Here is a 25,793-nt window from a genome sequence, read left to right on the forward strand (position 1 = left end):
CCCGCGGGCGGGTCAGACCGGCAGGTCCCAGCCCGGGCCGTCCTCGCTGCCGAGCCAGACCCGCTGCGCCGCCGTCGAGACCGTGATGCCGAAGGCATCCTGGTGCGGCTCGCCCGCGCCCTGCCACGTCTCGACGGCGGCCTCCACCTGGTCCCACAGGCGGAGCGGGCCGCGCTGGACGACGGTCCAACCGCCTTCGGGGCGAGGCGTGGTGCGGGCCTGGGAGCCGGTGGCCACGTCGGAGAGGATCTGCTGCCCGCCGGCGCCCATGCGCTCGGCGGAGGGCGACGCGAGCTGGGCGATCCAGCTTCCGGTCCACGTGTCGAGCTTCGCCGGGTCGATCCGGCTCGGGCGTTCCGCTCCGGGCAGCAGGGCCAGCGTCGGGCGGGGCGGGCGGTCGTGGGGCCGGGCGATCATGAAGCTGGTGTAGCCGGGCAGGAACCGGCCCGTGGCCTCGCCGGGGCCGGTCACGTCGAGCAGGGCGAGGGCGTTGGCGTAGCCCCACCCGGACAAGGTGACCAGGATCCGGCCGCCGGGCTTCACCTGGCGGAGCCAGGCCATCGGAAGGTACCGGACCGAGCAGGTCGCGATCAGCCGGTCGAAGGTACCGCCGTCCGGGTCTCCGCCGAGGCCGTCGCCGGTGAGCAGGCGCGGGGCGTAGCCGACGGCCCGGAGTGCAGCGGCGGCGCGTTCGGCGACCTGGGGGTCGTACTCGATGCTGGTGAGGTTCGCGTCGCCGAGGCGGTGCGCGCCGAGGGCGGTCGAGTAGCCGGTTCCGGTGCCGACTTCGAGGACCTGGTGAACGCCGGGAGTGTGGCGGTGGCCGAGCTTGGGTGGTGCGCAGGAAGTCGGCGGGGTCGACTTCCTGCGCTTACGGGCTGGCCGTTTGGGTGGCGTGGGTGCGGCAGCGGTGGAGGGCGTGTTTGAGGCGGGTGTCGGGGTTGGGGGTGGTGGTGAGGAGTTCGCCGGCCTGGATGAGGGTGGTCCAGTAGAGGGTGGGGTTGCCGGTGCGGGGCATGGGGTGGGCGGCGGTGAGGGAGAGGTAGGCGGTGGTGAGGTTTCCGGTGGTGAACCAGCGGTGGAGGCCGTGCTGGTGGCCGGGGCGGATGCCGCCCATGGCGTCGACGGCGGTGAGGAAGAGGTCGATGACGGCGAGTTCGGTGGGGGTGAGGGGTTTGGGGACGTCGAAGACGCCGAGGGCTTCGAGGAGTTCGCCGGTGTCGGCTTCGGAGTTCGGGCGGGGGTTGGCGAGCAGGGCGTCGTGGCAGTCGTCGAGGCGGCGGGTGGTTTCGGTGGCGGGGATGCCGAGGGCGGTGCAGACGGCGCGGGCGGAGCGCAGGGGTGCGCGGGTGCGGCGGGCGAGGAGGGCGTAGGCCTGGGCGGGGGTGGCGCCGGTGTCGAACAGGTGCCGGGCGGTGAGGGCGAGTCGCATGGGTGCGGGTCCTGTTCAGGCGGCGGCGATGGTGGGGGTGGGCGCGATGAGGGCCCAGACGTACTTGCCGATGCCGCCCGCGCGGGGGTAGCAACCCCAGTGCGCGGAGAGCTCGTTGACGAGGAAGAGCCCGCGTCCGTGCTCGTCGTCGGGGGTGACGGTGCGCAGGGACGGGCGGCCGCTGCCCGCGTCGTGGACTTCGAGGCGCAGAAGCCCGTTGGTGACGGCGAAGCGGATCTCGATGTGGCGGTCGTCGGGCGCGTCGCAGTACTGGACGGCGTTGGCGAACAGCTCGCCGAGGAGCAGTTCGGCGGTGTCGGCGTAGCGGTCGCCGGCGGGGAGCGCCGAGAGGTACGCCCGGAGCAAGTGCCGCGCGACGGGCGTGGATTCGATGCAGGAGTCGAGCCGCGCGGCGAACGTACGGGGGCGGCAACAGACTTTGAGCATGGCGAATTTCCTCAGGGGCGGAAAGGGATGGTCGGAATGCCGCGACTGGCCTGCGCGGTACGTCAGGGGTTGAGGTGGCAGCCCTCGCCGACTGGGGACGCGGCGTGGGCTGCCACAAGGGCCACCCGGTCTTTGGCCTGGCGGAACGCGGGTGGCTGTCAGCGGTGTGAGTTACTCGGACTTCGGCTTGTCGCCGTTGTGGTCACCGGACCCGCTGTTGGTGCCGTTCTTCTCGTCCATGTCATGCACTCCTTTCGGTTCGCCTCGGCAGATGCGGAGGTAACTGGCGAGCTCGTGAGCTGGCCGCAGGAACGGCCGGCGGCATAGCCCAATGAGTGCCACACAGCACAATGTGACGGATGGTAGTTCGATCGTCACGCCGGATGGCCGATCACCAGTTGACCGCTGCCGCAAGATTGATGGCGGGTGAGGGGCGGACTTTTCGACGGACTTTTTTGTGAAGCGAGGTCTGCGCGGGTAGCGGTCGGCGAGTTACCGTCTGCAATGTGGAGACACAATTCACGCGTCTGTGCGCTGAGTTCGGCTGGAGTGGCCCTGCGCGATTCAGACAGGTGTACGCGGCAACGGCACGCAAGCTGGGCGAGAACGAGGAGGTGAGTGATCGCCAGTTCCACCGCTGGCGGCAGCCTTTGCCGCCGTGCCCGCAGCCGGGACGCCAGCGCGTTCTCGAAGGCATGCTAGGCATCCCGCTGGAGCAGGCTGGCTTCACCGTCCCAGACCACCGCAGATCAGGAATCCCACCGACACCACGAGCGGAGTTGGAAGACGTGAACCGGCGATCGTTCCTCGCTTTGGCCGGTGGTGCTGCTGTTTCCGCTGCCGTCCCCACACCTCGAATCGGCACCGAGACGGTCATGGATCTGAGAGCCGGTCTCGCTTCCCTCTACGGCCTTGACGATCGGTTCGGCGGTGCCACTGTCGGTCCGCTGGCACAGGCCCATCTGGCCCGTGCCGAGCGGCTTATCGCCACGAGCAGCTACCCCAGCACGATCGGCAGGCAGCTTCGGTTGATTGCCGGGGAGACAGCGGAGCACGTTGCGTGGCTGGCCTTTGATGCCGGTGACAACGACCGCGCCCGGACGTACTGGCATCATGCCCTGGTGCGTGCGGAAGAGTTGCAGGATGACTCGCTCGCCGTGGTTGTGCTGGCCTCAATGGCACTGATGAACCTTCGCGAACGTGAGCCGGCGCAAGCCCTTGAACTCACTCGTCGTGCTCAGGATAGAGCCCAGGCGTGGGCTCCCCCCTCGCTGGTCTCGATCCTGATGACGAGGGAGGCGCGAGCGCTGGCGATGCTCGGTGACCACGTCAGCGCGCGCTCGACCCTCGCGCGGGCTACTCGTAGCTACGAGCAGGAGCGGGGAGCGCGGCCGGTACCCGACTGGGCCGTCTTCCATGGGCCTGCGGAACTCGCGCTTGCACAGGCGTCCTTGTTCACCGAAGCCGGGCATCACAAAGCAGCTGTTGAATGGCTGAGGCGATCGCTCGGGAGTCAGGAGTCCAGCTACGCGCGGAATGAGGCGCTTGTGCGCTTCAACCTGGCCGGGGCTCTCGCACAGGCGGGGGAGGCGGAGGAAGCCGCTCATGAAATCGCGTCGGGGGCCGTGCTGCTGACCGAGGTCTCGTCGGGCCGGGCGCGGACATCGATGCAGGAGGCGCACTCCCATCTTCAGGCCCTGAACCCCGCTCTCGCCGCCGCCAGCACTGCCCACTTGATTGCGTAGAAGGAGCACCGTGGAGAAGCCCGTCTTCGAGACTGTGACTGACGCCGAGAGCGCTGCCCGGTTGCTGGACGAGATTGCCCCGCTCTACGAGCAGGTGTTTGCGGAGCCGCCCTACTTCGAGGGTCCGCGCGACCTGGCCGACTTCCTGGAGGGCTACGACAGGTTCCGGACGATGCCTGGCTTCCGGCTGGTTCTCGCGCGATCCGGCGGCCTGGTGGGATTCGCGTTCGGGGTGCTCCTCCAGTCGGACAGCCGTTGGTGGGACAGTCTCGGCTTGGATTCCGAATTCGTGCGGGAGGACGGGCGTCGTACGTTCGTGATCCGGGAGATCGCGGTCGCCCCGGGGTATCGCCGTCGTGGGCTCGGACGAGACCTGCATGCGGCCGTGCTCGAAGACATCGAGGCTGATCGGATCACCCTGGCGGTTCGACCGGAGGCCGAGGCAGCTGTGAAGCTGTACGAGGCCTTGGGCTACCGGAACGTGGGCGACATGACGCCGTCCTGGGACGGTGCCCCGGTGTACCGGTGCATGGTCCGAGATCTCCGATAAGTGAGCAGCCCGAGACCCCACGACCCACAGACGGGTAGCGGGGTCTTCTCTTGCTGCTTCCGGTCGTCGGTGCGCTTCGTGGGCTCGGCCGTGGTCGGGTCTTCGGGCCAGGGGTAGCGAGGGTAGCGGCCCCTCAGGTCTGCGCGGACGGCGTGGTAGCCGTTCTGCCAGAAGCCTTCCAGATCGCCGGTGATGGCGGCGGGGCGGCCGGCGGGGGAGTGTCCGGGCTCATGACGGCCGACACCTGATGTGTCAACGTCGGTTTGCCCGCCGAGTGCCGTCGCCCGTAGGAATGTCTGGTGACCCCGGCAGTGGAGGTGGTGGATCATGCCCAGGCGCGACTACGTGGATGACCCGAACGCCCCCGAGGCGAACTCGCTGGTCCCGGCCGCGTCCGTGGTCGTGGTCGACGAGGCGGGCCGTGTGCTCCTCCAGCGACGGACCGACAACGGGATGTGGGCCCTGCCCGGCGGCAAGATGGACATCGGTGAAGCGCTGATCATCTTCACCACCATGATCTTGGCACTCGTCCTCTTCTCCGCGACCCGGCCGGATCGACGCGACTGACCTATTTCCGGGTGTTGGTGCGGCGGGTGGGCTCGGCGGTGGTCGGGTCTTCGGGCCAGGGGTGGCGGGGGTAGCGGCCCCTGAGATCCGCTCGGACGGCTCGGTAGCCGTCGCGCCAGAAGCTCTCCAGATCACCGGTGACGGCGGCGGGGCGGCCGGCGGGGGAGAGCAGGTGGATGGTCAGCGGGATGCGGCCTCCGGCGAGGGTTGGGGTGCTGGTCCAGCCGAAGAGTTCTTGCAACTTGACGGCCAGGACTGGGCGTTCGGTGGTGTAGTCGATGCGGATCTTGGAGCCGGACGGCACCGTGATGCGTTCGGGGGCCAACTCGTCCAGGCGGCCTGCCTCGCCGCTCGCCCAGGGGAGGAGACGCTGGAGGGCCGATGTGGTGTCGATCCTCGCGAGGTCGGTGCGGCGGCGGGCGCGGGAGAGTTCGGGTTCCAGCCATTCGTCGGCGTGGGCGAGCAGCGCCTCATCGGAGACGTCGGGCCACGGGGCGCCGATGGCGGTGTGGAGGAAGGCGAGGCGTTCGCGCAGGTTGGACGGGAACGTGAGCAGGGTGCTGATGCCCTCGCGGGTGAGGCCTTCGAGGAGCGCGGCGCGGACGAGGGGCCGGTCGGGGCGGTCCAACGGGGATGAGGACAGCTCGATGGCGCCCAGGGACTCCACCTGACGGGAGACGACCTCGCCGCGGCGGGTGTCCCAGTGGACCTCCTCGCGGGCGGTGAGCAGCGAGGCACCGGCGAGCAGGGCGGTGGGCTCGTCCAGTGCCGCGGCATGCAGCACCCGCGCCGAGTGGGAGCCGGCCGGGCGGTCGGCGACGGCTACGGCGAGCCACGGCTGCGCGTCGAGGCGGGTGTCGGGGGCGAGTTCGGCAGCGGTCCCCGAGGCCATCAGGTACGGGCTGCGCTCGCCAGGGGCGGGCTTCTCCACCCGGGCACGGGCGATGCGTTCGGGGAAGGCGAGGGCGACGACGAGGCCGGCGGCGGCCCTATCGGGGAGGTCGGTGGCGGGTTCGTCGGAGGTGGCGCGGAGCAGGCGACGGACTTCCTCGCGCCAGCGCGACGCGTACGGGTCGCTGGAGGAGCGGACCAGCCGCCAGACCGCGCCGAGGTCGTCGCCCAGCGCCCGCGGCGGTTCCTCGGAGAGCAGGGCGACCAGTTCGGCGGCTCTGCGGGCGCCGACGGCGGGGGCGCCGTCGACGAGGGCGCGGGCGAGGCGCGGGTGCAGCCCCGTACGGGCGAGGCGGATGCCGCGCGGCGTGGCGCGGCCGTCGGGGTCGACGGCGCCGAGGGCCTGCAGGGTCTGCCGGGCGGCGGCCATCGCCCCGGCGGGCGGGGCGTCGGGCAGGGCGAGGCCGGTGGCGTCCGGGTCGCCCCAGCAGGAAGCCTGGAGGGCGAACGACGTGAGGTCGGCGAGGGCGATCTCGGGCGTCGGGAAGCGCGCGGCGCGGGCGTCCTCGGCCTCGTGCCAGCAGCGGTAGACGGTGCCGGGTGCCTCGCGCCCTGCACGCCCTGCGCGCTGGCGGGCGGCGGCGAGGGAGGCGCGGACGGTGACCAGGGCGGCGAGGCCCCGGGCGTGGTCGGTGCGGGGTGCGCGGGCGAGGCCGGCGTCGACCACGATGCGTACGCCCGGAACGGTGAGCGAGGACTCGGCGACGGCGGTGGCGAGGACGACGCGGCGCGTGGCGGACGGGGTGAGGGCGGCGTCCTGGACGGGCTGCGGGGCGCGGCCGTGGAGTTGCAGGACGTCGGCCGGAGCGCCGCTCAACTGCCCTGCCACGCGCGCGATTTCGCCGACGCCCGGCAGGAAGCAGAGCACGTCCCCCTCCCGCTCGCCCAGCGCCCGCCGTACGACGGCGGCGACGTGGTCGAGCAGCGCCGGGTCGACCCGGGTGCCGTGCGCGGGCCGGACGGCGCGGGGCGGTGGCGCCCAGACCACGTCCACCGGGTGGGAGACCCCGTGCGCCTCCACCACCGGTGCGCCGCCGAGGAGTTCGGCCCAGGCTTCGGTGTCGGAGGTGGCCGAGGCGCAGACCAGCCGCAGTTCGGGCCGCAGCGCCGCCCGGACGTCGAGGAGGAAGGCGAGCGCGGTGTCGGCGTCCAGGTGCCGTTCGTGGCACTCGTCCAGGACGACCACGTCCACGCCCGGCAGTTCCTGGTCGCGCTGGAGGCGTTGCAGCAGCACGCCGGTGGTGACCACCTCGACCACGGTCTCCGGCCCGACGCGCCGGTCCCCGCGCACGGTGTACCCGACCTCGCGGCCCACGGCGGAGCCGAGCAGCCAGGCCATCCGCCGGGCGGCGGCCCGGACAGCGAGCCGGCGCGGTTCGGCGACCAGCACCCGGCGGACCGGCCCCTCGGCGGTGAGCAGCCCGGCCAGGGCGAGCGGCACCAGCGTCGTCTTTCCGGTGCCGGGCGGCGCGGCGAGGACGGCGGTGCCGTGCCCGGCCAGCGCTTCGTGCAGGGCGGGCAGGGCGGTGCGGACGGGCAGCTCGCGCCACGCAGGGTTCACGAACGCTCCGCGACGAAGATCGCGGTGCCGGGGATCAGCCGCCCGCGCAGCGGGGACCAGCCGCCCCACTCCTGCTCCAGGCCGGCCGGCCATTCGGGTTCGACCAGGTCGAGCAGCCGGAAGCCGGCGGCGACGAGTTCGCGGACCCGGTCGCCGAGGGTGCGGTGGTGCTCGACGTAGGTGGCGTTGCCCTGTTCGTCCTGCTCGACGTACGGGGTGCGGTCGAAGTAGGAGGACATCGCGGTCAGGCCTTCGACGCCGGGCTCGTCGGGGAAGGCCCAGCGGATCGGGTGGGTCACCGAGAACACCCAGCGCCCGCCGGGGCGCAGCACCCGGTGCACCTCGCGCATCAGGGCGACGGTGTCGGCGCTGAACGGGACGGCGCCGTAGGCGGAGCAGGCGAGGTCGAAGGAGGCGTCGGCGAAGGGCAGCACCGCGGCGTCGGCCTGGACGACGGGGACGGGGGTGGTGCCGCGGCCGAGGTCGATCCGGCGGGAGTGCTGGAGCTGGCGGAAGGAGATGTCCAGGGCGACGGGGCGGGCGCCGCGGCCGGTCAGCCAGCGCGAGCACTGGGCGGCGCCGGCGCCGATCTCCAGGACGTCCTTGCCGGCGACCTCGCCGAGCAGTCGGGCGTCGGCCTCGTCCAGGCCCTCGGGGCACCAGGTGAAGCGGTCGTCGCCGAGGAACTCGCCGTGCTCGTCCTGGTATTCGTCGGCGTTGCGGTCCCACCAGTGCCGGCTGGCGCGGCTGCTCTCCCCGGTGCCGGCGTCGCGTCGTACCGCGTCGTCGCCGTCGCCGTCGTCACCGGCTTCTACAAGATCACGGCCGTCGGGGTCAAGATCGTGCACGTCGGACTGGGGGGTGGTGGCCACGGTGATAATGCCCATCGCGTAGGGTGTGGGTGCGGAAGCGCCGCTGCCGCGAACCGGCCCGTCGAAGGGTCCGGATCCTGGCGGTGGCATCCGGGGAAGGGCCCCTTCGGGCGCCACCGCGAGGTGCGCAATCGGAGGATATGGCCTGATCCGTACCGGGCTCCACCGTCTTGCCTCTTCTGGCGTTGACCGTGCCTGGCCGTCCCCGTATGCTACAAGTTGCGCTGCGGGCCTGCGCGCCTCGGACGGAGCAGGTCGCGCTCGCATCTGTCGAAGACCCCACGGTCGCAAGACGGACGCCGATTTTCTCGCTGTGCGGGAACCGTCGGTGTGCCGTGTTCTTGGCTGTCCGGCTTTCGGTGGGAGCGATACGGGCCCTCCGCGTGGCATTACCTACGACTTTCATGTCCGTACCGGAGCCCTTTTCCTAATGACGAGCCCCACCGACTCCTCCCTCAGCACCACCCCGCAGGTCGCGGTCAACGACATCGGCGACGCGGAGGCCTTCCTCGCCGCCATCGACGAGACCATCAAGTACTTCAACGATGGCGACATCGTCGAGGGCGTCATCGTGAAGGTCGACCGTGACGAGGTCCTCCTCGACATCGGTTACAAGACCGAGGGCGTCATCCCGTCCCGCGAGCTCTCGATCAAGCACGACGTTGACCCGCACGAGGTCGTCGCCGTCGGTGACAACATCGAGGCCCTGGTTCTCCAGAAGGAGGACAAGGAGGGTCGTCTCATCCTGTCCAAGAAGCGCGCTCAGTACGAGCGTGCCTGGGGCACGATCGAGAAGATCAAGGAAGAGGACGGCATCGTCACCGGTACCGTCATCGAGGTCGTCAAGGGTGGTCTCATCCTCGACATCGGCCTCCGTGGCTTCCTCCCGGCCTCGCTCGTCGAGATGCGCCGCGTCCGCGACCTCCAGCCCTACGTGGGCAAGGAGCTCGAAGCCAAGATCATCGAGCTGGACAAGAACCGCAACAACGTGGTCCTGTCCCGCCGTGCCTGGCTGGAGCAGACCCAGAGCGAGGTCCGCCAGACCTTCCTCACCACCCTCCAGAAGGGCCAGGTGCGCTCCGGCGTCGTCTCCTCGATCGTCAACTTCGGTGCCTTCGTGGACCTGGGTGGCGTCGACGGCCTGGTGCACGTCTCCGAGCTGTCCTGGAAGCACATCGACCACCCGTCCGAGGTCGTCGAGGTCGGCCAGGAGGTCACCGTCGAGGTTCTCGACGTGGACATGGACCGCGAGCGCGTCTCCCTGTCGCTGAAGGCGACCCAGGAGGACCCGTGGCAGCAGTTCGCCCGTACCCACCAGATCGGCCAGGTCGTTCCGGGTAAGGTCACCAAGCTGGTTCCGTTCGGTGCGTTCGTCCGCGTGGACGAGGGCATCGAGGGTCTGGTCCACATCTCCGAGCTGGCCGAGCGCCACGTCGAGATCCCGGAGCAGGTCGTCCAGGTCGGCGACGAGATCTTCGTCAAGGTCATCGACATCGACCTGGAGCGTCGCCGCATCAGCCTGTCGCTGAAGCAGGCCAACGAGGCCCTGGGTGCCAACCCGGCCGAGGTCGAGTTCGACCCGACCCTGTACGGCATGGCCGCCTCGTACGACGACCAGGGCAACTACATCTACCCGGAGGGCTTCGACCCCGAGGCGAACGACTGGCTGCCCGGCTTCGAGAAGCAGCGCGAGGAGTGGGAGCGCCAGTACGCCGAGGCGCAGGCCCGCTTCGAGCAGCACCAGGCCCAGGTCATCAAGAGCCGCGAGGCCGACGCCCAGGCCGCCGAGGAGGGTGGCGACGCCGTCGCCGCTGCCGCCGGTGGTTCCTACTCGTCCAGCAGCGACGAGGGCTCGGGCGCCCTGGCCTCCGACGAGGCCCTGGCCGCCCTGCGCGAGAAGCTGGCCGGCGGCCAGAGCTGAGGCTCTCGCTTCCCGCTAGCCGATAGCTAGACGGTGGGCCCCACCCGGAATTTCCGGGTGGGGCCCATTTCGTTTTCCGCTTTGACTTATGTGTGGTTTATGTGAAGGAAAGTGTGAGATGAGGCTCATTGTCCTTCTATAGGCCGGAGTTCGGGTTGCACCTACATTGAGTGGAGCTGCCCGAAAGGCTCCTTCATGCGCAAACCCTCCTCCGCCGTTCCCGCCGCCGTGGTCGGCGGCCGGCTCGCGGCCCTCGGCCGGTTCTGCTTCCGGCACCGCCGCTGGGTGCTCGGCTTCTGGGCCGCCGTCCTGGTCGTCGGCGTCCTGATCGGCGGCCGGGTCTTCGCGGGCTCGGTGGCCGGGGCCTCCTCCGCCAGCGCCGAGGCCGACCGGGGCAGCGCGGTGGTCGCCGCGGCCGACCCGTCGGCGGGCACCGTCACCGCGGTGGTGGACGAGAAGGCGGTGGACGGACAGCAGGCGGACGGAAAGCCGGCGGACGGAAAGCCGGTGGGCGGGAAGCCGGGCGACGGAAAGCCGGCGGCCGGGAAGCCGGGCGACGGGAAGCCGGTGGACGACCCGGCCGTCAGGGCCGCCGTCCAGAAGGCCACCGCGGAGATCGCGGGCCTGCCCGGGGTCTCCTCCGCCCTCGACGGGTACGGCTCCGGCCCGGCCTCGGCCGCGCTGCGCTCCGCCGACGGGACGGCGAGCCTGGTCACCGTACGGATGGCCGACACCGCCACCTCCGGCCAGACCGACGCCGTCACCCAGCGGCTGGCCGCGCTGAACGGAGCGGGCGGCGCCCACGTCACCGTCGGCGGTGACCTGGTGCTGCAGCAGGAGGTCAAGAAGCAGACCGAGCAGGACACCCGCTTCGGCGAGATGGTGACGCTGCCGCTCACCCTGGTCGTCATGGTGCTGGTGTTCGGCGGGCTCGCGGCGGCCTCGCTGCCGGTGATCGGCGCCGTCGCCTCGGTGGGCGGGGCACTGCTGGCCATGTTCGGATTCAGCCGGATCATGGACATCGACACCAGCGTGCTGCCGATCGCCACCGTCCTGGGGCTCGGACTCTCGATCGACTACGCGCTGCTCATGGTGAACCGTTTCCGCGAGGAGCGCGGCCACGGCGCGGACATCGCCGCCGCCGTCGAACGGACCGCCGCGACCGCCGGGCGCACCGTGGCCTTCTCCGGACTGACCGTCGCCGTCGCCCTGTCCGGCCTGTTCGTCTTCACCAGCCCGGTACTGGGAGCGGTCGCGGCCGCCGGGGTGAGCGTGGTGGTGATCGCCGTCGCCGCCGCGCTGACCCTGATCCCCGCGCTGCTCGGCTTCGCCGGCTCGCGGATCAAGGCGCCCACCGCGCCGGTACCCGACGAGGGCTTCTTCAGCCGCACCGTCCGCCGGGTCCGCAAGCGGGCGGTGCTCGTCGCGCTCGCCTGCGTCGCCGTGCTGATGGCGGCCGGGGCACCCTTCCTGCACGCCGACATGCGCAACTCCGGCGCCGCCGTGCTGCCCACCTCCTCGGCCGGGCGGCAGGTCGCTGACACCATCGACCAGCGCTTCCCGGACGTCGCGGCCGCGCCGATCACGGTGGTGGTCGAGGGCGGTGCCTCGGTGGCGCAGGCGTACGCGGACGACGTGGTCGCCAAGCTGCCCGGAGTGAGCGGGGTGCGGGCGGTGAGCCCGGTGAGCGCCGGCGTCTCGACGATCGACGTCCTGGTGCACGGGGACCCGCAGGGCGGGCAGGCCAAGCACGTGGTCGAGGAGCTGCGGGCCGACCGCGGCGGGCTGAAGACCTACGTCACCGGTGGCGCAGCCTCGGTGGTGGACTTCCGGCAGGAGCTGCTGTCGCGCGGGCCGTGGGCGCTGGGCCTGGTCGCGGCCGGGACGCTGGTGCTGCTGTTCCTGATGACCGGCTCGGTGGTGATGCCGGTCAAGGCGCTGCTGATGAACCTGCTCTCGCTGGGCGCCTCGCTCGGCGCGCTGACCCTGGTGTTCCAGGACGGGTGGTTCAGCGGGCTGCTCGGCTTCAGCCCGACCGGCGGGCTGGAGACCTTCATCCCGGTGCTGGTCTTCGCCTTCGCCTTCGGGCTGTCGATGGACTACGAGGTGTTCCTGCTCGCCCGGATCAAGGAGCTGCACTCGCGTGGGTACAGCTGTACCAGGGCGGTGGAGCTGGGCGTCCAACGCAGCGGTCGGATCATCACCTCGGCGGCGCTGCTGATGGTGATCGTCTTCGCCGGGTTCGCGCTCGGGGACATGCTCATGGTCAAGCAGATGGGCATCGCCCTGGCCGTCGCCGTCGCGGTGGACGCCACCCTGGTGCGGTGCCTGCTGGTGCCGGCGGCGATGAGCCTGTTCGGCGAGTTCAACTGGTGGGCGCCCGCGCCGCTCAAGCGGCTGCACCGGCGCTTCGGGCTGAGCGAGCACGTCGAGCTGCCGGAGATCGGGCAGGCGGCGGCGTCGCTACCCTCCTCGGCGACGATCCCGGCGCAGCGGCCGGCGGTGAAGGACCTGGTCGGGTCGGAGACCTAGCCGGTTGCCGCGGCGCTCTCCGCCGCGGCGCTCTCCACCGCGGCGCTCTCCGCCTCGGGGTGGCGGAGCAGGGCGAGGCGGCTGGCGGTGCGGTCCAGGTCGCGCTGGATCGGGGAGCCGGGGGCCAGGCCGGTCATCGGGTCGGTGCCGATCAGGACCAGGCGGACGTCACGGTCGCAGCAGACGTCCACCAGGTTGGCGAAGCGCTGGCGGGCGTCCCTGGTGGCGGCGACCAGCGCGGGGACGTCGGCCAGGACGAGGGTGGGGAAGCGCTCGGCGAGCGCGAGGTAGTCGGGTACGGCGGTGCGGCCCTCGCACAGCTCCTCGAAGCCGAACCAGACCAGGTCGTCGCGGACGGCGCGGGCGGGCAGGTCGCGGTGGTGGACGGCCACCGGGGCGGCCTCCCCGGGGCCGGGCGGGGGCAGACCGGCCGCCCCCTCCTGGCCGGGGCGCAGCAGGGCGCCGGTGGCGAAGCGCTGGGACACCTCCTGGGGGCGGGGCTCGCGGCGGAAGTCGACCGGGCCGGAGACGTCGAGGACGTCCATCCGTTCCTCGATGAGCGCGATCGTCGGCTCGAAGAGGTGGTGGTACAGCGGGTCGGGCATCAGGCCGGTGGGCGGGTAGTTGGACGTGGTGACCAGGGTGATCCGGCGTTCCAGCAGGGTGCGGAAGAGGCGGGCGACGAGCATCGCGTCGCCGGCGTCGTGGAACTCGTCGAAGACCAGGATCCGGCAGCCGTCGAGCAGCTCGTCCACGGCGCGGTCGACGGCTGCGCCCTGGTGCTTGGCCGGCCGAGCCGGTCGACCGCCGCGTGCTGGGCCTGGCTGAGGGTGAACCCGCGCTGCTGGGCGGCGTGGTGGAAGTGCCCGCGCATGGCCCGGTCCTGCTGCTCCGCCCTGTCCGTCACGTCGTCGGACCCTAGCAGGAGGTCAGGGGCGTGCCCCGGGCGGGGAGTTCGCAGGTCAGCGCAGGCGTGCAGGGAGTTCGCAGGCTGCAGGTCAGCGCAGGCGGTCGAGGAGGCCGACGGCGGTGCGCAGCTGCTGCCGCTCCTCGGTGGACAGGCGGGCCTCGATGGCGGTGGCGATGTGGTGTTCGCGGCGGGCGCGCTGGTCGAGCAGGGCGGTGTGGCCGGCCTCGGTGACGGCGATGAGTTGCTTGCGGCCGTCGGTGGGGTGGGGCTGTTGGGCGACCAGGCCGGCCTCGGTCATCAGGGCGACGGTGCGGGCCATCGACTGGTGGCGGACGCGCCGGAGGTCGGCGAGTTCGGCGACGGTGTAGGAGCGCTCGTCGCGGACCAGCAGGCCGAGCACGGCGGCCTGGTTCGGCGGCAGGTCGTCGCTGTCGCGCAGGGCGCGGACCAGGCTGCCGAGGGCGGCGCGCAGGTCGGCGGCGAGTTCCAGGGTGTCCGGGTGCGGGGCTTCGCTGGGCATGGGAGCAGTCTATCCGGAATATGTACAGCATTGCTGTACAGCAATGCTGTAGAGTTTCCGGCATGCGAATCACCAAGTTCGGACACGCCTGCGTACGCATCGAGCACGGCGACACCACCGTCGTCGTCGACCCCGGGGCCTTCACCGACCCCGCCGCCCTGACCGGGGCGGACGCCGTCCTGATCACCCACGAGCACATGGACCACTTCGAGGAGTCCCGGCTGCGCGCCGCGCTGGAGGCCGACCCGGCGCTGCGGGTGTGGACCAACAGCGCCGTCGCCGCCCAGCTGGACGGCGTGGCGCAGCGGGTCTCGGCGGTCGGCGAGGGCGACGCCTTCGAGCTCGGCGGGCCCGGCGGGCTGGCGGTGTCGGTGCACGGCGAGTGGCACGCGGAGATCCACGCGGACATCCCGCTCGTCAAGAACATCGGCTTCCTCTTCGACGGCCGCCTCTTCCACCCCGGCGACGCGTTCACCGTGCCGCCGCACGCCGTCGACACCCTGCTGCTGCCGCTCGCGGCGCCGTGGAGCAAGGCCGGCGAGGTGGTCGACTACGTCCGGGAGGCGGGCCCGCGAGTGGCGGTGCCGGTCCACGAGGCGACGCTCAGCCCGATCGGGCACATGGTGGCCACCCGGCTGCTCGGGCCGGACGGGCCGGGCACCGGCGCAGGGCTGACCGTGCTGGGGGAGGGCGAGAGCCTGGAGGTGGGCTGACGGGGCCCGGGTGCCGGGGGCGGGGCGGGGCGGCGGGGGCGGGGCCGGGGCTGACGCCCGCGGGGCCGCGCCGGTAGCCTGACGCCATGCTGAAGATCGGACTGACGGGTGGCATCGGCGCGGGCAAGAGCGAGGTGTCCCGGCTGTTCGCCGCGCACGGCGCGGTGATCGTGGACTCCGACGTGATCGCCCGCGAGGTGGTCGCCCCCGGCACGGCCGGTCTGGCCGCCGTCGTCGCCGAGTTCGGTCCGCAGGTGCTGCGGGAGGACGGCACGCTGGACCGGCCCGCCCTCGGGGCGATCGTGTTCGCCGACCCGGAGCGGCTGAAGGCGCTGAACGCCATCGTCCACCCGCTGGTGCGGGACCGTTCCGCCGAACTGGAGGCGGCCGCCGCGCCGGACGCGGTCGTGGTGCACGACGTGCCGCTGCTGGCCGAGAACGGGCTGGCGCCGCTGTTCGACCTGATCGTGGTGGTCGACGCGGCCGACGAGGTGCGGGTCGACCGGCTGGTACGGCTGCGCGGGATGGCCGAGGAGGAGGCCCGGGCCCGGATGGCCGCGCAGGCCTCGCGGGCGGACCGGCTGGCGATCGCCGACCTGGTGATCGACAACGGCGGGGAGCTGGCCGAGCTGTCGGCCCGGGTGGACGAGGTCTGGGCGGAGCTGGCGGCGCGGGCGGCGCGGGCCTCGGCCTGAGGGGGACTTGGGTCCGACGGGGGGCTTGGCCTGACGCGGGCTCGGGCCTGACCGGACCTGGGGCCGGTCCTACGCGGCGCCGCCCAGCGGTAGGCGGCCGTGGACGGCGAAGCCGCCCTCGGGGGTCGGTCCGGCGTACAGGGTGCCGCCGAGAGGCATGGTTCCGCACCGGGGTGTGGCCGGGATGACCTTCGGACCGAGTGGCCGGGAAGGGGCTGTCGGAAGGCCTCGGGTGCGGGGGAGCATGGCGGGATGGATGATCGTTTCTCGCCCGAGCCGCCGCACCTGGCCGAGCCGCCGCAGCTGCCCGCGCCGCCGCACCTGGCCGAGCCGCCGCACCTGGCCGGGCCGCCGGCCGTTGAGCTGCTGGCGCAGTACACCCGCGCCGAGCAGGAGGAGGTCCTGGGCCCCGGGGACGACCCGTACGGGGTCGCGTACACCGGGCTGACCTTCCTGCCCAAGGAGATCCACTTCGGCATCCGGGCCGCCGGCGGCCGGCTCGTCGCCCACACCGGGCTGCTGCCGCTGCCGCTCACCGCGGGCGGCACCGACCTGACGGTGATGGGCGTCGGCGGAGTCTGCGTCGCCCCCGACCGGCGCGGCGGCGGCCTCGCGCAGGCCGTGGTCGGGGCCGCTCTCGACCACGCCCGTGCGCTCGGCCACCGGCACGCGCTGCTGTTCTGCCGTCCGCCGCTGGCCGCGTTCTACCGGGGGCTCGGCTTCCGGGAGGTGGCGGAGGAGGTGACGGTGGAGCAGCCGCAGGGCCGGCTGGCGGTGATGCCGCTGCGCACCATGTGGACGGCGCTGGCGGCGGGGGCCGGGTGGCCGGAGGGGCCGGTGCGGCTGCGGTCGCTGCCGATGTGAGGGCGGGGCCCGTCCCAGGTCAGGCGATCGGCGCGTAGGCGTCCGGGTCGGTGGCGGCGCCGGTGCCGGTGTCGGTGCCGGTGTCGGTGGGTCCGTACGAGGCCGGTCCGTACGAGGTGGGGTTGACGGTCGGTCCGTTCGCGTCCGCGTGGGCCGTGGCGGCGGTGGCGAAGGCGCGGATCATGGCGTGCGCCCGGGTGCCGTCGCCGGAGAGCTCGGGCTGGAACAGCGAGGCGAGGAAGAACGGGTGGTCCTGCTCGGACAGCTCCAGGATCCGTACGTCGCCCGAGCCGTCCGCGCCGCTGAACCGCAGGCCGTGCGCGCGCAGCCGGTCCAGGTAGGCGGTGTTCAGGCCGTACGCGCAGTGGTAGCGCTCCAGGGTGTGGGTGGTGCCGAGGACGCGCTCGGCAAGGGTGCCCGGGGTGACCGTGACGGCGCCCTCGTGGCCGACCAGCGAGCAGCTCAGCGGGGCGATCACCTGGTGCTCCCGGTCGGGGTGCTCCTCGCCGTGGACGGCGTCGGTCAGCCCGCAGACGTTGTGGGCGTACTCCAGCACCGCGTGCTGGAACCCGGCGCAGGTGCCGAGGAAGGGGATGCGGCCCTCGCGGGCGGTCCGGACGGCGGCGAGGGCGCCCGCCTCGCTGCGGTACGGGCTGCCGGGGAGCAGCCAGACCGCGTCGAAGCCGTCCAGGGCGCCCGGTGCCCCGGCGTCCCCGGTCGGGATCCAGTAGGCGTCCAGGACGAGCCGGTCGTGCTCGGCGAGGGCGTCGAGCAGCCCGGGGATGCGGGCGTGCGAGCGGACGGCCGGGGAGCGGTCGCCGACCAGGGCGATCCGCGGGGTCAGGTAGGTCATGCGGCTATCCTGACCCCGCACCCGAGATCAGCGCCAACGATGATTTCTTAAGTCTCGATCAGATCGGTTGATGACCGCCGTGGATCCGCAGCAGCTGCGCACCTTCGTCACCGTCGCCCGCCTCGCCTCCTTCTCGGACGCGGCGCGGGACCTCGGCTACACCCAGTCCGCCGTCTCGCAGCAGATCGCCGCACTGGAGGCCGACCTCGGCACCGCCCTGCTGGTGCGCCGCCCGGTCGGCCCGACCGAGGCCGGGCGGCGGCTGCTGGAGCACGCCGCGCCGCTGCTGGTCCGGCTGGAGGCGGCGCGTGCCGACGTCGCGCGCCTGGCCGGCGCCCCGAGCGCCCGGCTGGTGCTCGGCGCCACCCCGCTGGCAGTCGGGGCGACCCTGGGGCGCGTACTCGGCGAGGTGCGCCGGGCGTACCCGAGGACGCAACCGGTGGTCCGGGTGCTCGCCCAGGACGTGCTCCCCGCGCAGGTCGCCACCGGCGAGGTCGACCTCGCCCTGGTCGACGGCCTCGCCGCGCCCAGCGACCCGCTGCCGCTGCCCGAGGTCGGCCCGCTGCGCACCGTTGCAGTGGACGAGCGGCCGATCGCCGTCGCGCTGCCCGCCGGCCACCCGCTGGCCGGCCGCGCCGGCCTCGCGCTCGCCGACCTCTCCGCCGCCCGCTGGCTGGACGCCCCCGACCTGGCCCCGCCGGTCGCCCGGCTGCGCGCGGCCGCGGGCGTCGACGGCTTCCGGCCCGCGACCCGCTACCAGGGCACCGACCTGCACGGGCTGCTCGCCCTGGTCGCCGCCGGGCACGGGCTCACGCTGCTTCCCGAACCGGTGCTCGCCGCCGTGCCCGGCGTCGCGTGCGCGCCGATCGCCGCGCCCCGGCTGGTGCACCGCACCGAGCTCGTCCACGGGAGCCTGCCGGAGGGGCCGGCGGCGCTGCTGGCGCGGCTGCTGGAGGGGGCGCGGGCGCTTCCGGCCTGATCGGTGGGGGTGCTCGGCGGTGCTCGGGGGTGCTCGGCGATGGGAAATTCGGTTGCGGGGGCCGCCGGGAGCGATGAAACGATCACGCCATGAGCAGCAGCGACATCACCATCAGACGGGTACGGGCCGAGGAGTGGCGTCGAGCCAAGGAGATCCGGCTGGACGCCCTGCTGGACCCGGTCGCGGCGATCGCCTTCCTGGAGACCCACGAGCAGGCGGCCGCCAGGCCCGACGAGTTCTGGCAGGACCGCACCGCGACGGCCGCGGCGGGCTCCGCCATGGCGCAGTTCGTCGGCGAGGACGCGGACGGGCGCTGGCTCGGCACGGTCAGCGCGCGGGTCGAGCACCCCGGCGGGCCGGGGGCCCTGGAGGGTGACGTCGTCGAGGTCGAGCAGACGCACGTCATCGCGGTCTACGTCCGGCCCGAGGCACGGGGCACCGGGCTGGCGCAGGACCTGCTCCGGGCCGCCCGGGAGTGGTCGTGGTCGCTCACCGAGCCCCGGATCCGGCGGGTGCGGCTGTTCGTCCACGAGGACAACGTCCGGGCGGAGGCGCTGTACGTCAAGGCCGGCTTCGAGCACTCCGGTGTGGTGCTGGCCGTGCCGGGCGCCGGGACGGGCCGGGAGGTCGAGCTGGCGGTGTGGCGGGACTGACCGCGCAGGGGTCCCGGGGGCCCGAGGCGGGCCCCTGGGCGGCGGTTGTGAAGACGGGGATCACCAGGCGTTCACGTCCTGGGTCTGACGGTCGTCGCGCGCACGGTGCTGTCATGAGCACAGTCGCCCGGCGAGAGGCCGGGCCGGCCCAGGAGACTTCCCCATGATGCTCCGTCACCGTCTGACCGTCGTCACCACGGCGGCCGCCCTCGCCGCCGCCGGGCTCGCCGCCGGCACTGCGCACGCGGCCGCCAGAACCTCTGCCATGACCGCGAACTCCCCTACGCTCACGGCGAGTTGTTCGCAGGCGTACCTGCCGTTGCCCGACCCGGACTGCACCCCCGGTGCGTACAACCCGGACGTCACCCAGGACACCATCGGGCAGACCATCTGCGTCTCCGGCTGGACCGCCACCGTCCGCCCGTCGACCAGCTACACCAACAAGCTGAAGGTGCAGCAGATCGCGCAGTACGGCTACGCGGACACCAGCACCGCCGACTACGAGGAGGACCACCTCGTCCCGCTGGAGCTCGGCGGCGCCCCGCGCGACCCGGCCAACCTGTGGCCCGAGCCGCGCTACGGCAGCCAGCCGGCGCAGAGCAAGGACTCCGTCGAGACCAAGCTCAAGAACGCGGTGTGCGGCGGCCGGGTGAGCCTGGACGACGCCCGCAGCGCCATCGCGAGCGACTGGACCACGGCGCTCAGCGTGCTGGGGCTGTGACGCTCTCGGGGCTGTGACGCTCCCGGGGCCGTGAGGCAGGCGCTCCGAGAGCGGGCGTGAATGAGCCGTCCGGCCCGTCCGGTCCCCTGTGCCGGACGGGCCGGACGGCCGTCTGTGGGGTGGTGCGGGCGCCCGTACGTACGGTGCCCGCGGGCCAGCGCCCGCCGTAGGGTCAGTGCCCGTCGCAGCCCGGCAGGGCCTCGCACATCGGCGCCGTCATGCCGGTGCCGACGTACTTGTCCTCGGGGGCCTTCCAGGCGTCCTTGGGCTGGGCGCCGGCCTTGGTGGTGGCCCAGACGGACAGCTCGCTGACCGTGCCGCCGTCGGTGACCGCGTACTCGTGCAGGGTGACGGTGGTTCCGTCGGCCTGCGGGACGGTCAGGACGGCGGCGAAGTACGGCGCGTCCTCGGCGCTGTTGACCTTGACGGTCGCGCCGGGCGCGGTCTTGGCGCAGCCCTTGAGGGCGTCCGTCAGGCGGCCGTACGTCAGGTTGGTGGTCTGCTTGGTGCCGCTGCTGTGGGTCGGGTCGCCCTCGAACAGAAGGGCCTGCTGGGCCGTCCAGCGGTCGCCGCCGAAGCCGACCGAGGCCTTGGCGGACGCGGTGCCGGCGAACATCCACTCGTCGTCCTTGGCGACGGCCGCGTGACACAGCTCCATGCCCTTGAACTGGATCGGGCCGGTGCCCGGCTTGGCGTTGGCCGCCAGCGGAGCGTAGTGGTAGGCCTCGTCCATCGGGATGCTCTTGGTGTCCATCCAGGCCTTGGCCGGGATGGCCTTGGCAGCCCCGCCGGTGCCGCCCGTGGCGGGTGCGCCGGTGGCGGTGCCGCCAGGGCTGCCGGCCGGGGCGGCGGTGGCGGAGGGGGCGGGCGCGGCGGTCTTGCCGGCGTCCTGGCCCCCGTCATTGTCCGGTCCGCAGGCGCTCAGCGCGCCCAGGCAGACGAGGGCTGCGGCGGTGGCGGTGACCATTCGGGTGCTGCGCAACTGACGATTCCTCAGGTGTCCGGTGGCGTGGGCGGGGGTCGGTCGCGCTCCGGGCGCGGGCCGCGGGTGCGCGGTACCGTCCGTCCGTCCTCGCCGCCCGGTCACCGCGTGGTCGCGGGCACTCGGCATGGCTGTTCCTCCCCCGTTGTCGTGCGGCCGTCCGGCTCCTGGCTGCGCCGCCCTCCTCGGATATGAGGGGTGGTCAGAGCCGGTGCTGCGTCGACGGCGGTCGAAACTTATGCCACCGGACGGTCGGGAGCAAAGCGGGATTCCGGCGGATGCTCGCGCGGCGGGGCGGGTTGCAGGGGGCTGGTGGGGAACATGTGTGCGGGCGCGTCGGGAGCTATGGGCGGCGTGCGGGGGTTCCGGCGGCGTGCGACCGCGCCTGCGCGCCGTCCGGAGGGGTCAATTCGCTTGGCTGGGGCACCTGCTACGGGTCCGTACGGTGCTCCCGGCGGTGCGGGCGGGCGGGGTGCGGGTGGTTGCCGACACCAAGGCTTTCCCCCGGGCGGGCGGGGTGGCGGTACCTCGGCGTGGACACGGCGTAGACACGGCGTGGACATGCTAACTGGCGGGGCGGAGCTGCGGGTTGCGGACGGCTGGGCGTTATGCGTGCGTCCCCGGGACGCCGAGTTGCTGGGCCAGCCAGGGCAGGGCCTGAGCGAAGGTCGCCGCGCCGGTCTGCCAGGTGTGCTTGCCGGAGCCGACGGCGGTGACCGTACGGATGCCGTCCTTGCGGGCGGCCGCGTCCAGGGCCTTGGCGGACTCGATCTGGCCGTGCTCCTCGTCGCCCTGGCCGAAGTACCCGGAGACGCCCTGGTACCGGGGGTGGTGGGCGAGTACGGTCAGCGGGTCGTGGGCCGCCCAGGCCGCTGCGTCGCCGCCGTACAGCTCCTGGACGGTGTGCTCCTTGTCGCCGATGTACGGGCCCTTGTCGCCGGAGAAGTCCCCGAAGTGGGTGAAGACGCCCGGGTGTTCGACGGTGAGGTCGAAGGCGCAGGTGCCGCCCATCGACCAGCCGGCCACACCCCACTTGTGCGGGTCGGTGGCGGCGTTGAAGGTCTTCTGGACGAACGGCGGGATGTCCTTGACCAGGTGGGCCTCGGAGTTGCCGTGCGGGCCGTCCACGCACTCGGTGTCCACCCGGAAGCCACCGGTGGCGTCCGCGAAGACCAGGATCGGGGCGAAGCCGTTGTGCTTGGCGGCGAACTCGTCGGCCGTCCGCACCGCGTTGCCGGACCGGATCCAGTTGTCCGGTGCCGCGAACTCGCCGCCGATCATCTCCAGCACCGGCAGCTTGGGTCGGCTCTGGCTGCGGAACCACGCGGGCGGCAGGTAGACCAGCTCCTGGCGGTGGGCGAAGCCGCTGGCGGTGTCCGGTATGTCGACCTGCACGATGCGGCCGGTCCTGGTCTTGCCGTGGATCGAGGCGAGCTCGGCGAGGGTGACCTGCTCCGGCAGCGGCTCCCCGCTGAGCTCACCGACAGCGTCGCCCAGGGTCGGGTAGTAGCCGGTGGCGATGTTCACGCTGTTCGCGGCGGCGAACAGCGCCAGCAGTACGGTCGGCGCCACCAGCACCCGCCGCCACCACCGCGCGCCCCGCCAGCCGAACCCCAGCACGCACAACGCCGCGACCGCCACCCCGCCCCACAGCCACACCCCGAACGGGATCGGGTCGGTGATCCCGCTCAGCGCCACCACGGCCACTGCCACGACGACCGTGACCGCCAGCGCCGTCCCCAGCGCGATCGGGCCCCACTTGCGTTGCCAGGCCCGGTCCCGCCGGACCACCGTGCCCAGGAGCAGCGCGAGGGCCGCGGCCTGGACCGTCCAGGGGAACCAGCCGTCGAGCAGGGAGACGTTCATACGGCCGGAGGCTAGGCGCGGGAGATGAGAGGGCGATTAGAGGCTGGGAGGACGCTGGAAGAGCGCTGTGAGCAGGAAGGGGACGCCGAAGCGGGCCGAGCTCGGGCTGTGGGCGGCCATCGGGCGGATCTCCAGCGGCATGAAGTCCCGGAAAATAGACCGGAGTTCGTCCGGGCTGTAGGCGAGCCCGCCCTCCAGCGCGCCGAGTCGGTACAGCTCCTCGTCCGGCCGCTCGGAGCCCATCGCCCCGGCGGCGAAGGCGGTGACGGCGAAGTGGCCGTTCGGTGCGAGGAGGCGGTCGAGGAGGGCGAGGTAGCTGACCCGGCGGTGCGGCGGGAGGTGGTGCAGGCAGCCGGAGTCGTAGACCAAGTCGTACTGGGCGTGGGGGAGTTCGGCGTCGAAGATGCTCGCCCGGTGGAAGCGCAGGTTGGCGCCCGCGCCGGCCTCGCGGGCGCGCTCCTCGGCCCAGGCGACGGCGGTGGAGGAGAGGTCGACGGCGTCGACCTCGAAGCCGGCGGCCGCCAGGTGGATCGCGTTCCGGCCGGGGCCGCAGCCGAGGTCGAGGGCGCGGCCCGGCCGAAGCAGATCGCGGTCGAGGTAGGAGACCAGGTTCTCGTCCGGCTTCGGCGCGAAGAACGGGCGGTCGGCGGAGCGGTCCGCGTAGAAGCGGTCCCAGAAGGGTGCGGGGGGAGGGAAGAGGCCGTCGAGCAGGACGAGGACATCCTCGGTGGTGCGGATGGTGCGGTTCATGGGGTCGAGCGTAGGCGGGCTCGGGGGGCGAGTGCGATGGGCCGAAAACCCGCTGCAGGGTTGGCTGTTGAGCCCCCGAGCCGGTGGCGGGCACGGGTCATTCGGGTCCGGGGTGGTGAGCGACCCCGCCCCTCTCCCGGGCCGGGAATGGCCGTTCCTGCACGGCGAGGGGATGGCCGGGAGAGGGTTGCGACATAACGTTTCGACCAAGGAGCCCGGCGGGGTCAGACGTTGTACCGGTCGTGCGGCACGGCGCGCTCCCAGACGGCCTCGAACGCCGAGCCGCAGAGCCTTACGGTCCCGGGGGCGGTGGTGACTTCGTGTCCGATGAGGTGGTCACGGCCCGAGAATGCCGATCGGGTTGTCGGGGGTGTCCAGCCAGACCGTGTTCGTCTCCGGGGTCACCGTGAGGCCGTAACGCTCCAGTCCCGGACGGCCGTTGGAGACCCACGCCGTGGCTGCCGCCTCCAGCTCGGACCAGAGGGCGCGCGGGCCGCCCTGGAATGCGCGCCTGGTGCCGTCGGGCCGGCTCTCCAGTACCGCCCAGGAGCCGTCGGGGTGGAGGAACCACTGGCCGGTGACGTCGTCGGCCGTCAGGCGCAGGCGGGTCGTGCCGGGGAGGGCGATCTGGGCGCTCCACAGGAACGACGGGTCGGCGAGGGTGTCGCCATCGACGGTCGTGTCGAGGCCGGGGGCGTCGGTGCGGGCTCGGACGGCAGCACGCATGAGAGGGCCGATCGGGGGCCGGCGGGTCTCGCGGGAGAGCATGAACGAGACCTCGGAGTCGATGAAGCGGCCCTGTGCCACGCCGCCGTCGCCGCCTTCGCCGACGCGCAGTTTCAGGTAGCCGTACGCGTCCAGGCTGCCGACCAGCGACGCCAGGATGATCGCGCCGGGGCGTGCCTGGGCCAGCCACGGGGCCGGGACGTGGTCAGGCGAGTACGTCGCGATGATCCGGTCGTACGGCCCGTTCTCCGGGCTGCCCTTGGCGCCGTCGCCGACGATCAGGCGGGGGTGGTGGCCGAGGGAAGCGAGCCGTTCGCCGTCTGCGGCGGACAGGGCGGCATCGTGTTCGACGCTGGTCACGTACCGGTCGCCGAGCCGGGCGCAGAGCAGGGCGGTGGAGTAGCCGGTGCCGGTGCCGACTTCGAGCACGTTCGCGCCGTCGGGGACGTCGAGGTCTTCGAGCATCCGGACGACGACGCCGGGGAGGGTGGAGGAGCTGGTGGGAGTACCGGTGGAGGGGTTCCCGTTCGGCGGGGTGGCGCCGTGGTCGAGCTGGGTGACCCAGGTGGTGTTCTCGTAGGCCAGTTGTAGCCACCGCGAGGCGTCGGTGTCGCGGTGGACGACGGTGTAGCGGGTGATGCCGTCCGGGCCGTCCTCGGCGGTGAAGAACGCCGGTAGGAAGACGTGGCGGGGCACCGCAAGGACCGCCTCCCGCCACTGCGGGCTGCGCAGCGAGCCGTCGCGCGTCAGCTCCTCGGCGAGACGGACGCGCAGGCCGTGCGCCGTTTCGTCGGTCCCGCTCAGGGGGTCAGGCATGTGTGTGGCCCTTCTCCAGAAGATCCGCGATGGCGCGCGCGATGGGCACGCCGGTCCTGTGCTCGATCCACGACCACTGGCCGTTGGGGTTCACTTCGAGGAACCGCCATTCCCCGGTCGGGGTCACGATGAAGTCGAAGGCCCCGAAGACGAGTCCGAACTCGCGCATGAACGCGGACACGCGCTCGCGCACCTGGTCGGGGACGGCCGTCGGCCGGTAGGTGAGGCTCCTGTAGTCGGTGCGCCAGTCGATGCGGGCGGCCTCCGACCCGGCGTGGATCTCGACGGGGAAGAAGCGGTCGCCGACCACGGTCAGCCGGACCTCGTGCGCCTTGTCGATCCACTCCTGGAAGAGGTGGGCGCACAGCCGCACCGAGTCGTCCAGATCGGCGGGGTCGATGACCACGGTGTCCACAGGCGCGCCGAGGCTCTTGGTGATGACCGGGGCGCCGCCGAGGGCGGCGGCGAAATTCCGGCCCGCTGCAGGGTCGTTGGTGATGATGCTGCGCGGCGGATTCAGTCCCAGGCGCCGGGCAGCGGCGAGTTGCCACGGTTTGTGGTTGGCATCCAGGTCCCGCGCAGGGTGGTTGATCCACAGGCAGGGAAGAGCAACGGCGACACCGACGAACCCCGCCCGGGACTGGGCGGCGGCGAACCGCCGTCCAGCCTCGGACATGCCGTCAGGAAGCCGGAACTCCTCGGGCCTGCGGAAGTAGACCGAACGGACCCGGGACAGGTCGAGCGTGCGGTACCCGTTGTCGAGCACTCCAGCCCACTGGTCCTCCAGGGTCGCCGCCAGGGTGAGTTCGGTCGGGAACTCGGCGGTGTCGCAGCGGAACACCGGGACGCCCCGGTCGTTCAGGTGCTCGACCACCAGATCCGCAGTGGAGTCGAGGCGGTTCGTGAGAACCAGCACCGCCTCGCCGTCGGGTTCCGTCACCTCGGTTCTCCTAGTAGAAGTCGGTGCCTTCGTCGTTCTTGCTGTCGGAGTTGGTGTTGCTGCTGGTCTCGCCGTGCGCGGTGTGCGCCCACGGGTTGCCGTCGGAGGTGACGGCGATCTGCAGCGTGTGGTCGTACGTGACGCCAGTGGCGTCGGCCGGCTCGCTGGTCTGGCGAGCGGCGAAGCGCATGGCGAACGGCTGCTGCGCCATGGAGGCGGTGGTCATG

The 25,793-nt window shown here is 72.5% G+C and carries 25 protein-coding genes and 2 pseudogenes; 11 read left to right on the plus strand and 16 right to left on the minus strand.

Annotation, left to right across the window (positions count from 1 at the left end):
• Positions 1 to 12: 12 nt before the first annotated feature.
• The 3 genes and pseudogenes from BX285_RS14560 to BX285_RS14570 form a co-directional block, all read right to left on the minus strand.
• Positions 13 to 798, minus strand: a pseudogene (locus BX285_RS14560) (methyltransferase domain-containing protein); the annotation flags it as partial.
• Between the two features lie 73 nt (positions 799 to 871).
• Positions 872 to 1,432 carry a hypothetical protein gene (locus tag BX285_RS14565; RefSeq protein WP_121175342.1) on the minus strand — a complete coding sequence of 187 codons (561 nt, stop codon included), beginning with the start codon at positions 1,430 to 1,432 and terminating at the stop codon, positions 872 to 874.
• Positions 1,433 to 1,447: 15 nt separating this feature from the next.
• A complete protein-coding gene (locus tag BX285_RS14570; protein ID WP_121175343.1) occupies positions 1,448 to 1,879 on the minus strand; it encodes an ATP-binding protein in 432 nt (143 codons plus the stop codon).
• A gap of 506 nt (positions 1,880 to 2,385) precedes the next feature.
• Between BX285_RS14570 and BX285_RS14575 the strand changes: the two genes are divergently transcribed.
• Complete coding sequence (locus tag BX285_RS14575; RefSeq protein ID WP_147465161.1) at positions 2,386 to 3,624, plus strand: hypothetical protein; 1,239 nt, start codon at positions 2,386 to 2,388, stop codon at positions 3,622 to 3,624.
• Positions 3,625 to 3,634: 10 nt separating this feature from the next.
• Positions 3,635 to 4,174 (plus strand): GNAT family N-acetyltransferase, encoded by a 540-nt coding sequence (locus BX285_RS14580; protein ID WP_259470530.1) that lies wholly within the window; start codon positions 3,635 to 3,637, stop codon positions 4,172 to 4,174.
• Here BX285_RS14580 and BX285_RS39465 read toward each other — a convergent pair.
• Positions 4,096 to 4,503, minus strand: coding sequence for an ATP-dependent helicase C-terminal domain-containing protein (locus BX285_RS39465; protein WP_121175345.1), 408 nt, complete (start codon positions 4,501 to 4,503; stop codon positions 4,096 to 4,098). The genes BX285_RS14580 and BX285_RS39465 overlap by 79 nt on opposite strands.
• Here BX285_RS39465 and BX285_RS14590 point away from each other — a divergent pair.
• A pseudogene (locus BX285_RS14590) lies at positions 4,502 to 4,672 on the plus strand (NUDIX domain-containing protein); the annotation flags it as partial. The gene BX285_RS39465 and the pseudogene BX285_RS14590 sit on opposite strands and share 2 nt — an antisense overlap.
• Positions 4,673 to 4,742: 70 nt before the next feature.
• Here the strand turns inward: BX285_RS14590 and hrpB are convergent.
• Both hrpB and BX285_RS14600 read right to left on the minus strand, forming a co-directional pair.
• Positions 4,743 to 7,253, minus strand: a complete 2,511-nt coding sequence (hrpB, locus tag BX285_RS14595; RefSeq protein WP_398900297.1) for an ATP-dependent helicase HrpB — start codon at positions 7,251 to 7,253, stop codon at positions 4,743 to 4,745.
• Positions 7,250 to 8,140 carry a class I SAM-dependent methyltransferase gene (locus tag BX285_RS14600; RefSeq protein ID WP_121175347.1) on the minus strand — a complete coding sequence of 297 codons (891 nt, stop codon included), beginning with the start codon at positions 8,138 to 8,140 and terminating at the stop codon, positions 7,250 to 7,252. Before BX285_RS14600 ends, hrpB begins: the two co-directional genes overlap by 4 nt.
• A 415-nt stretch (positions 8,141 to 8,555) precedes the next feature.
• Between BX285_RS14600 and rpsA the strand changes: the two genes are divergently transcribed.
• Positions 8,556 to 10,046, plus strand: coding sequence for a 30S ribosomal protein S1 (gene rpsA / locus BX285_RS14610; protein ID WP_030061640.1), 1,491 nt, complete (start codon positions 8,556 to 8,558; stop codon positions 10,044 to 10,046).
• 195 nt (positions 10,047 to 10,241) lie between these two features.
• Entirely contained in the window at positions 10,242 to 12,578 is a 2,337-nt protein-coding gene (locus BX285_RS14615) for an MMPL family transporter (protein WP_121175348.1), read from the plus strand.
• On the opposite strand, the gene zapE is transcribed toward BX285_RS14615, so the two are convergent.
• On the minus strand, positions 12,575 to 13,333 hold the full coding sequence (zapE, locus tag BX285_RS14620) for a cell division protein ZapE (protein WP_259470531.1): 759 nt from the start codon (positions 13,331 to 13,333) through the stop codon (positions 12,575 to 12,577). The genes BX285_RS14615 and zapE overlap by 4 nt on opposite strands.
• Positions 13,334 to 13,576: 243 nt before the next feature.
• Positions 13,577 to 14,008, minus strand: coding sequence for a MarR family winged helix-turn-helix transcriptional regulator (locus tag BX285_RS14625; RefSeq protein ID WP_121175349.1), 432 nt, complete (start codon positions 14,006 to 14,008; stop codon positions 13,577 to 13,579).
• 62 nt (positions 14,009 to 14,070) lie between these two features.
• On the opposite strand from BX285_RS14625, the gene BX285_RS14630 reads away from it, so the two are divergent.
• The 3 genes from BX285_RS14630 (at position 14,071) to BX285_RS14640 (ending at position 16,280) form a co-directional block, all read left to right on the plus strand.
• Complete coding sequence (locus tag BX285_RS14630; protein WP_097238376.1) at positions 14,071 to 14,721, plus strand: MBL fold metallo-hydrolase; 651 nt, start codon at positions 14,071 to 14,073, stop codon at positions 14,719 to 14,721.
• An 86-nt stretch (positions 14,722 to 14,807) separates the two neighbouring features.
• A complete protein-coding gene (gene coaE, locus BX285_RS14635; protein WP_097238377.1) occupies positions 14,808 to 15,416 on the plus strand; it encodes a dephospho-CoA kinase in 609 nt (202 codons plus the stop codon).
• A 252-nt stretch (positions 15,417 to 15,668) separates the two neighbouring features.
• Complete coding sequence (locus tag BX285_RS14640; protein ID WP_121175350.1) at positions 15,669 to 16,280, plus strand: GNAT family N-acetyltransferase; 612 nt, start codon at positions 15,669 to 15,671, stop codon at positions 16,278 to 16,280.
• 19 nt (positions 16,281 to 16,299) lie between these two features.
• Here the strand turns inward: BX285_RS14640 and BX285_RS14645 are convergent, their stop codons facing one another.
• Positions 16,300 to 17,133 (minus strand): glutamine amidotransferase-related protein, encoded by an 834-nt coding sequence (locus BX285_RS14645; protein ID WP_121175351.1) that lies wholly within the window; start codon positions 17,131 to 17,133, stop codon positions 16,300 to 16,302.
• 70 nt (positions 17,134 to 17,203) lie between these two features.
• Here BX285_RS14645 and BX285_RS14650 point away from each other — a divergent pair, with 70 nt between their 5' ends.
• From BX285_RS14650 to BX285_RS14660, 3 genes are all read left to right on the plus strand, one after another.
• Positions 17,204 to 18,112: a LysR family transcriptional regulator gene (locus BX285_RS14650; protein WP_121175352.1), complete on the plus strand. Its 909-nt coding sequence runs from the start codon at positions 17,204 to 17,206 to the stop codon at positions 18,110 to 18,112.
• Positions 18,113 to 18,201: 89 nt separating this feature from the next.
• Positions 18,202 to 18,765, plus strand: coding sequence for a GNAT family N-acetyltransferase (locus tag BX285_RS14655; RefSeq protein ID WP_121175353.1), 564 nt, complete (start codon positions 18,202 to 18,204; stop codon positions 18,763 to 18,765).
• 163 nt (positions 18,766 to 18,928) lie between these two features.
• On the plus strand, positions 18,929 to 19,486 hold the full coding sequence (locus BX285_RS14660) for a hypothetical protein (protein WP_121175354.1): 558 nt from the start codon (positions 18,929 to 18,931) through the stop codon (positions 19,484 to 19,486).
• Between the two features lie 172 nt (positions 19,487 to 19,658).
• Here BX285_RS14660 and BX285_RS14665 read toward each other — a convergent pair whose 3' ends face one another.
• From BX285_RS14665 to tgmA, 7 genes are all read right to left on the minus strand, one after another.
• Positions 19,659 to 20,468: a hypothetical protein gene (locus BX285_RS14665; RefSeq protein ID WP_147465162.1), complete on the minus strand. Its 810-nt coding sequence runs from the start codon at positions 20,466 to 20,468 to the stop codon at positions 19,659 to 19,661.
• Between the two features lie 606 nt (positions 20,469 to 21,074).
• The gene (locus BX285_RS14670; protein ID WP_121175356.1) at positions 21,075 to 22,334 is read right to left on the minus strand and encodes an alpha/beta hydrolase family protein; all 1,260 of its coding nucleotides are present in this window, start codon (positions 22,332 to 22,334) and stop codon (positions 21,075 to 21,077) included.
• Between the two features lie 36 nt (positions 22,335 to 22,370).
• Positions 22,371 to 23,084 (minus strand): bifunctional 2-polyprenyl-6-hydroxyphenol methylase/3-demethylubiquinol 3-O-methyltransferase UbiG, encoded by a 714-nt coding sequence (locus BX285_RS14675; protein ID WP_121175357.1) that lies wholly within the window; start codon positions 23,082 to 23,084, stop codon positions 22,371 to 22,373.
• A 224-nt stretch (positions 23,085 to 23,308) separates the two neighbouring features.
• Positions 23,309 to 23,413 carry a DUF6879 family protein gene (locus BX285_RS39470; protein ID WP_398900953.1) on the minus strand — a complete coding sequence of 35 codons (105 nt, stop codon included), beginning with the start codon at positions 23,411 to 23,413 and terminating at the stop codon, positions 23,309 to 23,311.
• Positions 23,414 to 23,420: 7 nt separating this feature from the next.
• Positions 23,421 to 24,626: an ATP-grasp peptide maturase system methyltransferase gene (tgmC, locus tag BX285_RS14680; protein ID WP_121175358.1), complete on the minus strand. Its 1,206-nt coding sequence runs from the start codon at positions 24,624 to 24,626 to the stop codon at positions 23,421 to 23,423.
• Complete coding sequence (tgmB, locus tag BX285_RS14685) at positions 24,619 to 25,566, minus strand: ATP-grasp ribosomal peptide maturase (RefSeq protein WP_259470532.1); 948 nt, start codon at positions 25,564 to 25,566, stop codon at positions 24,619 to 24,621. Before tgmB ends, tgmC begins: the two co-directional genes overlap by 8 nt.
• Positions 25,567 to 25,576: 10 nt before the next feature.
• A complete protein-coding gene (gene tgmA, locus BX285_RS14690) occupies positions 25,577 to 25,792 on the minus strand; it encodes a putative ATP-grasp-modified RiPP (RefSeq protein WP_121175359.1) in 216 nt (71 codons plus the stop codon).
• Position 25,793: the final 1 nt, after the last annotated feature.

The sequence above is a fragment of the Streptomyces sp. 1114.5 genome, assembly GCF_003635085.1.
In the GTDB taxonomy this organism is placed as follows: Bacteria; Actinomycetota; Actinomycetes; order Streptomycetales; family Streptomycetaceae; genus Kitasatospora.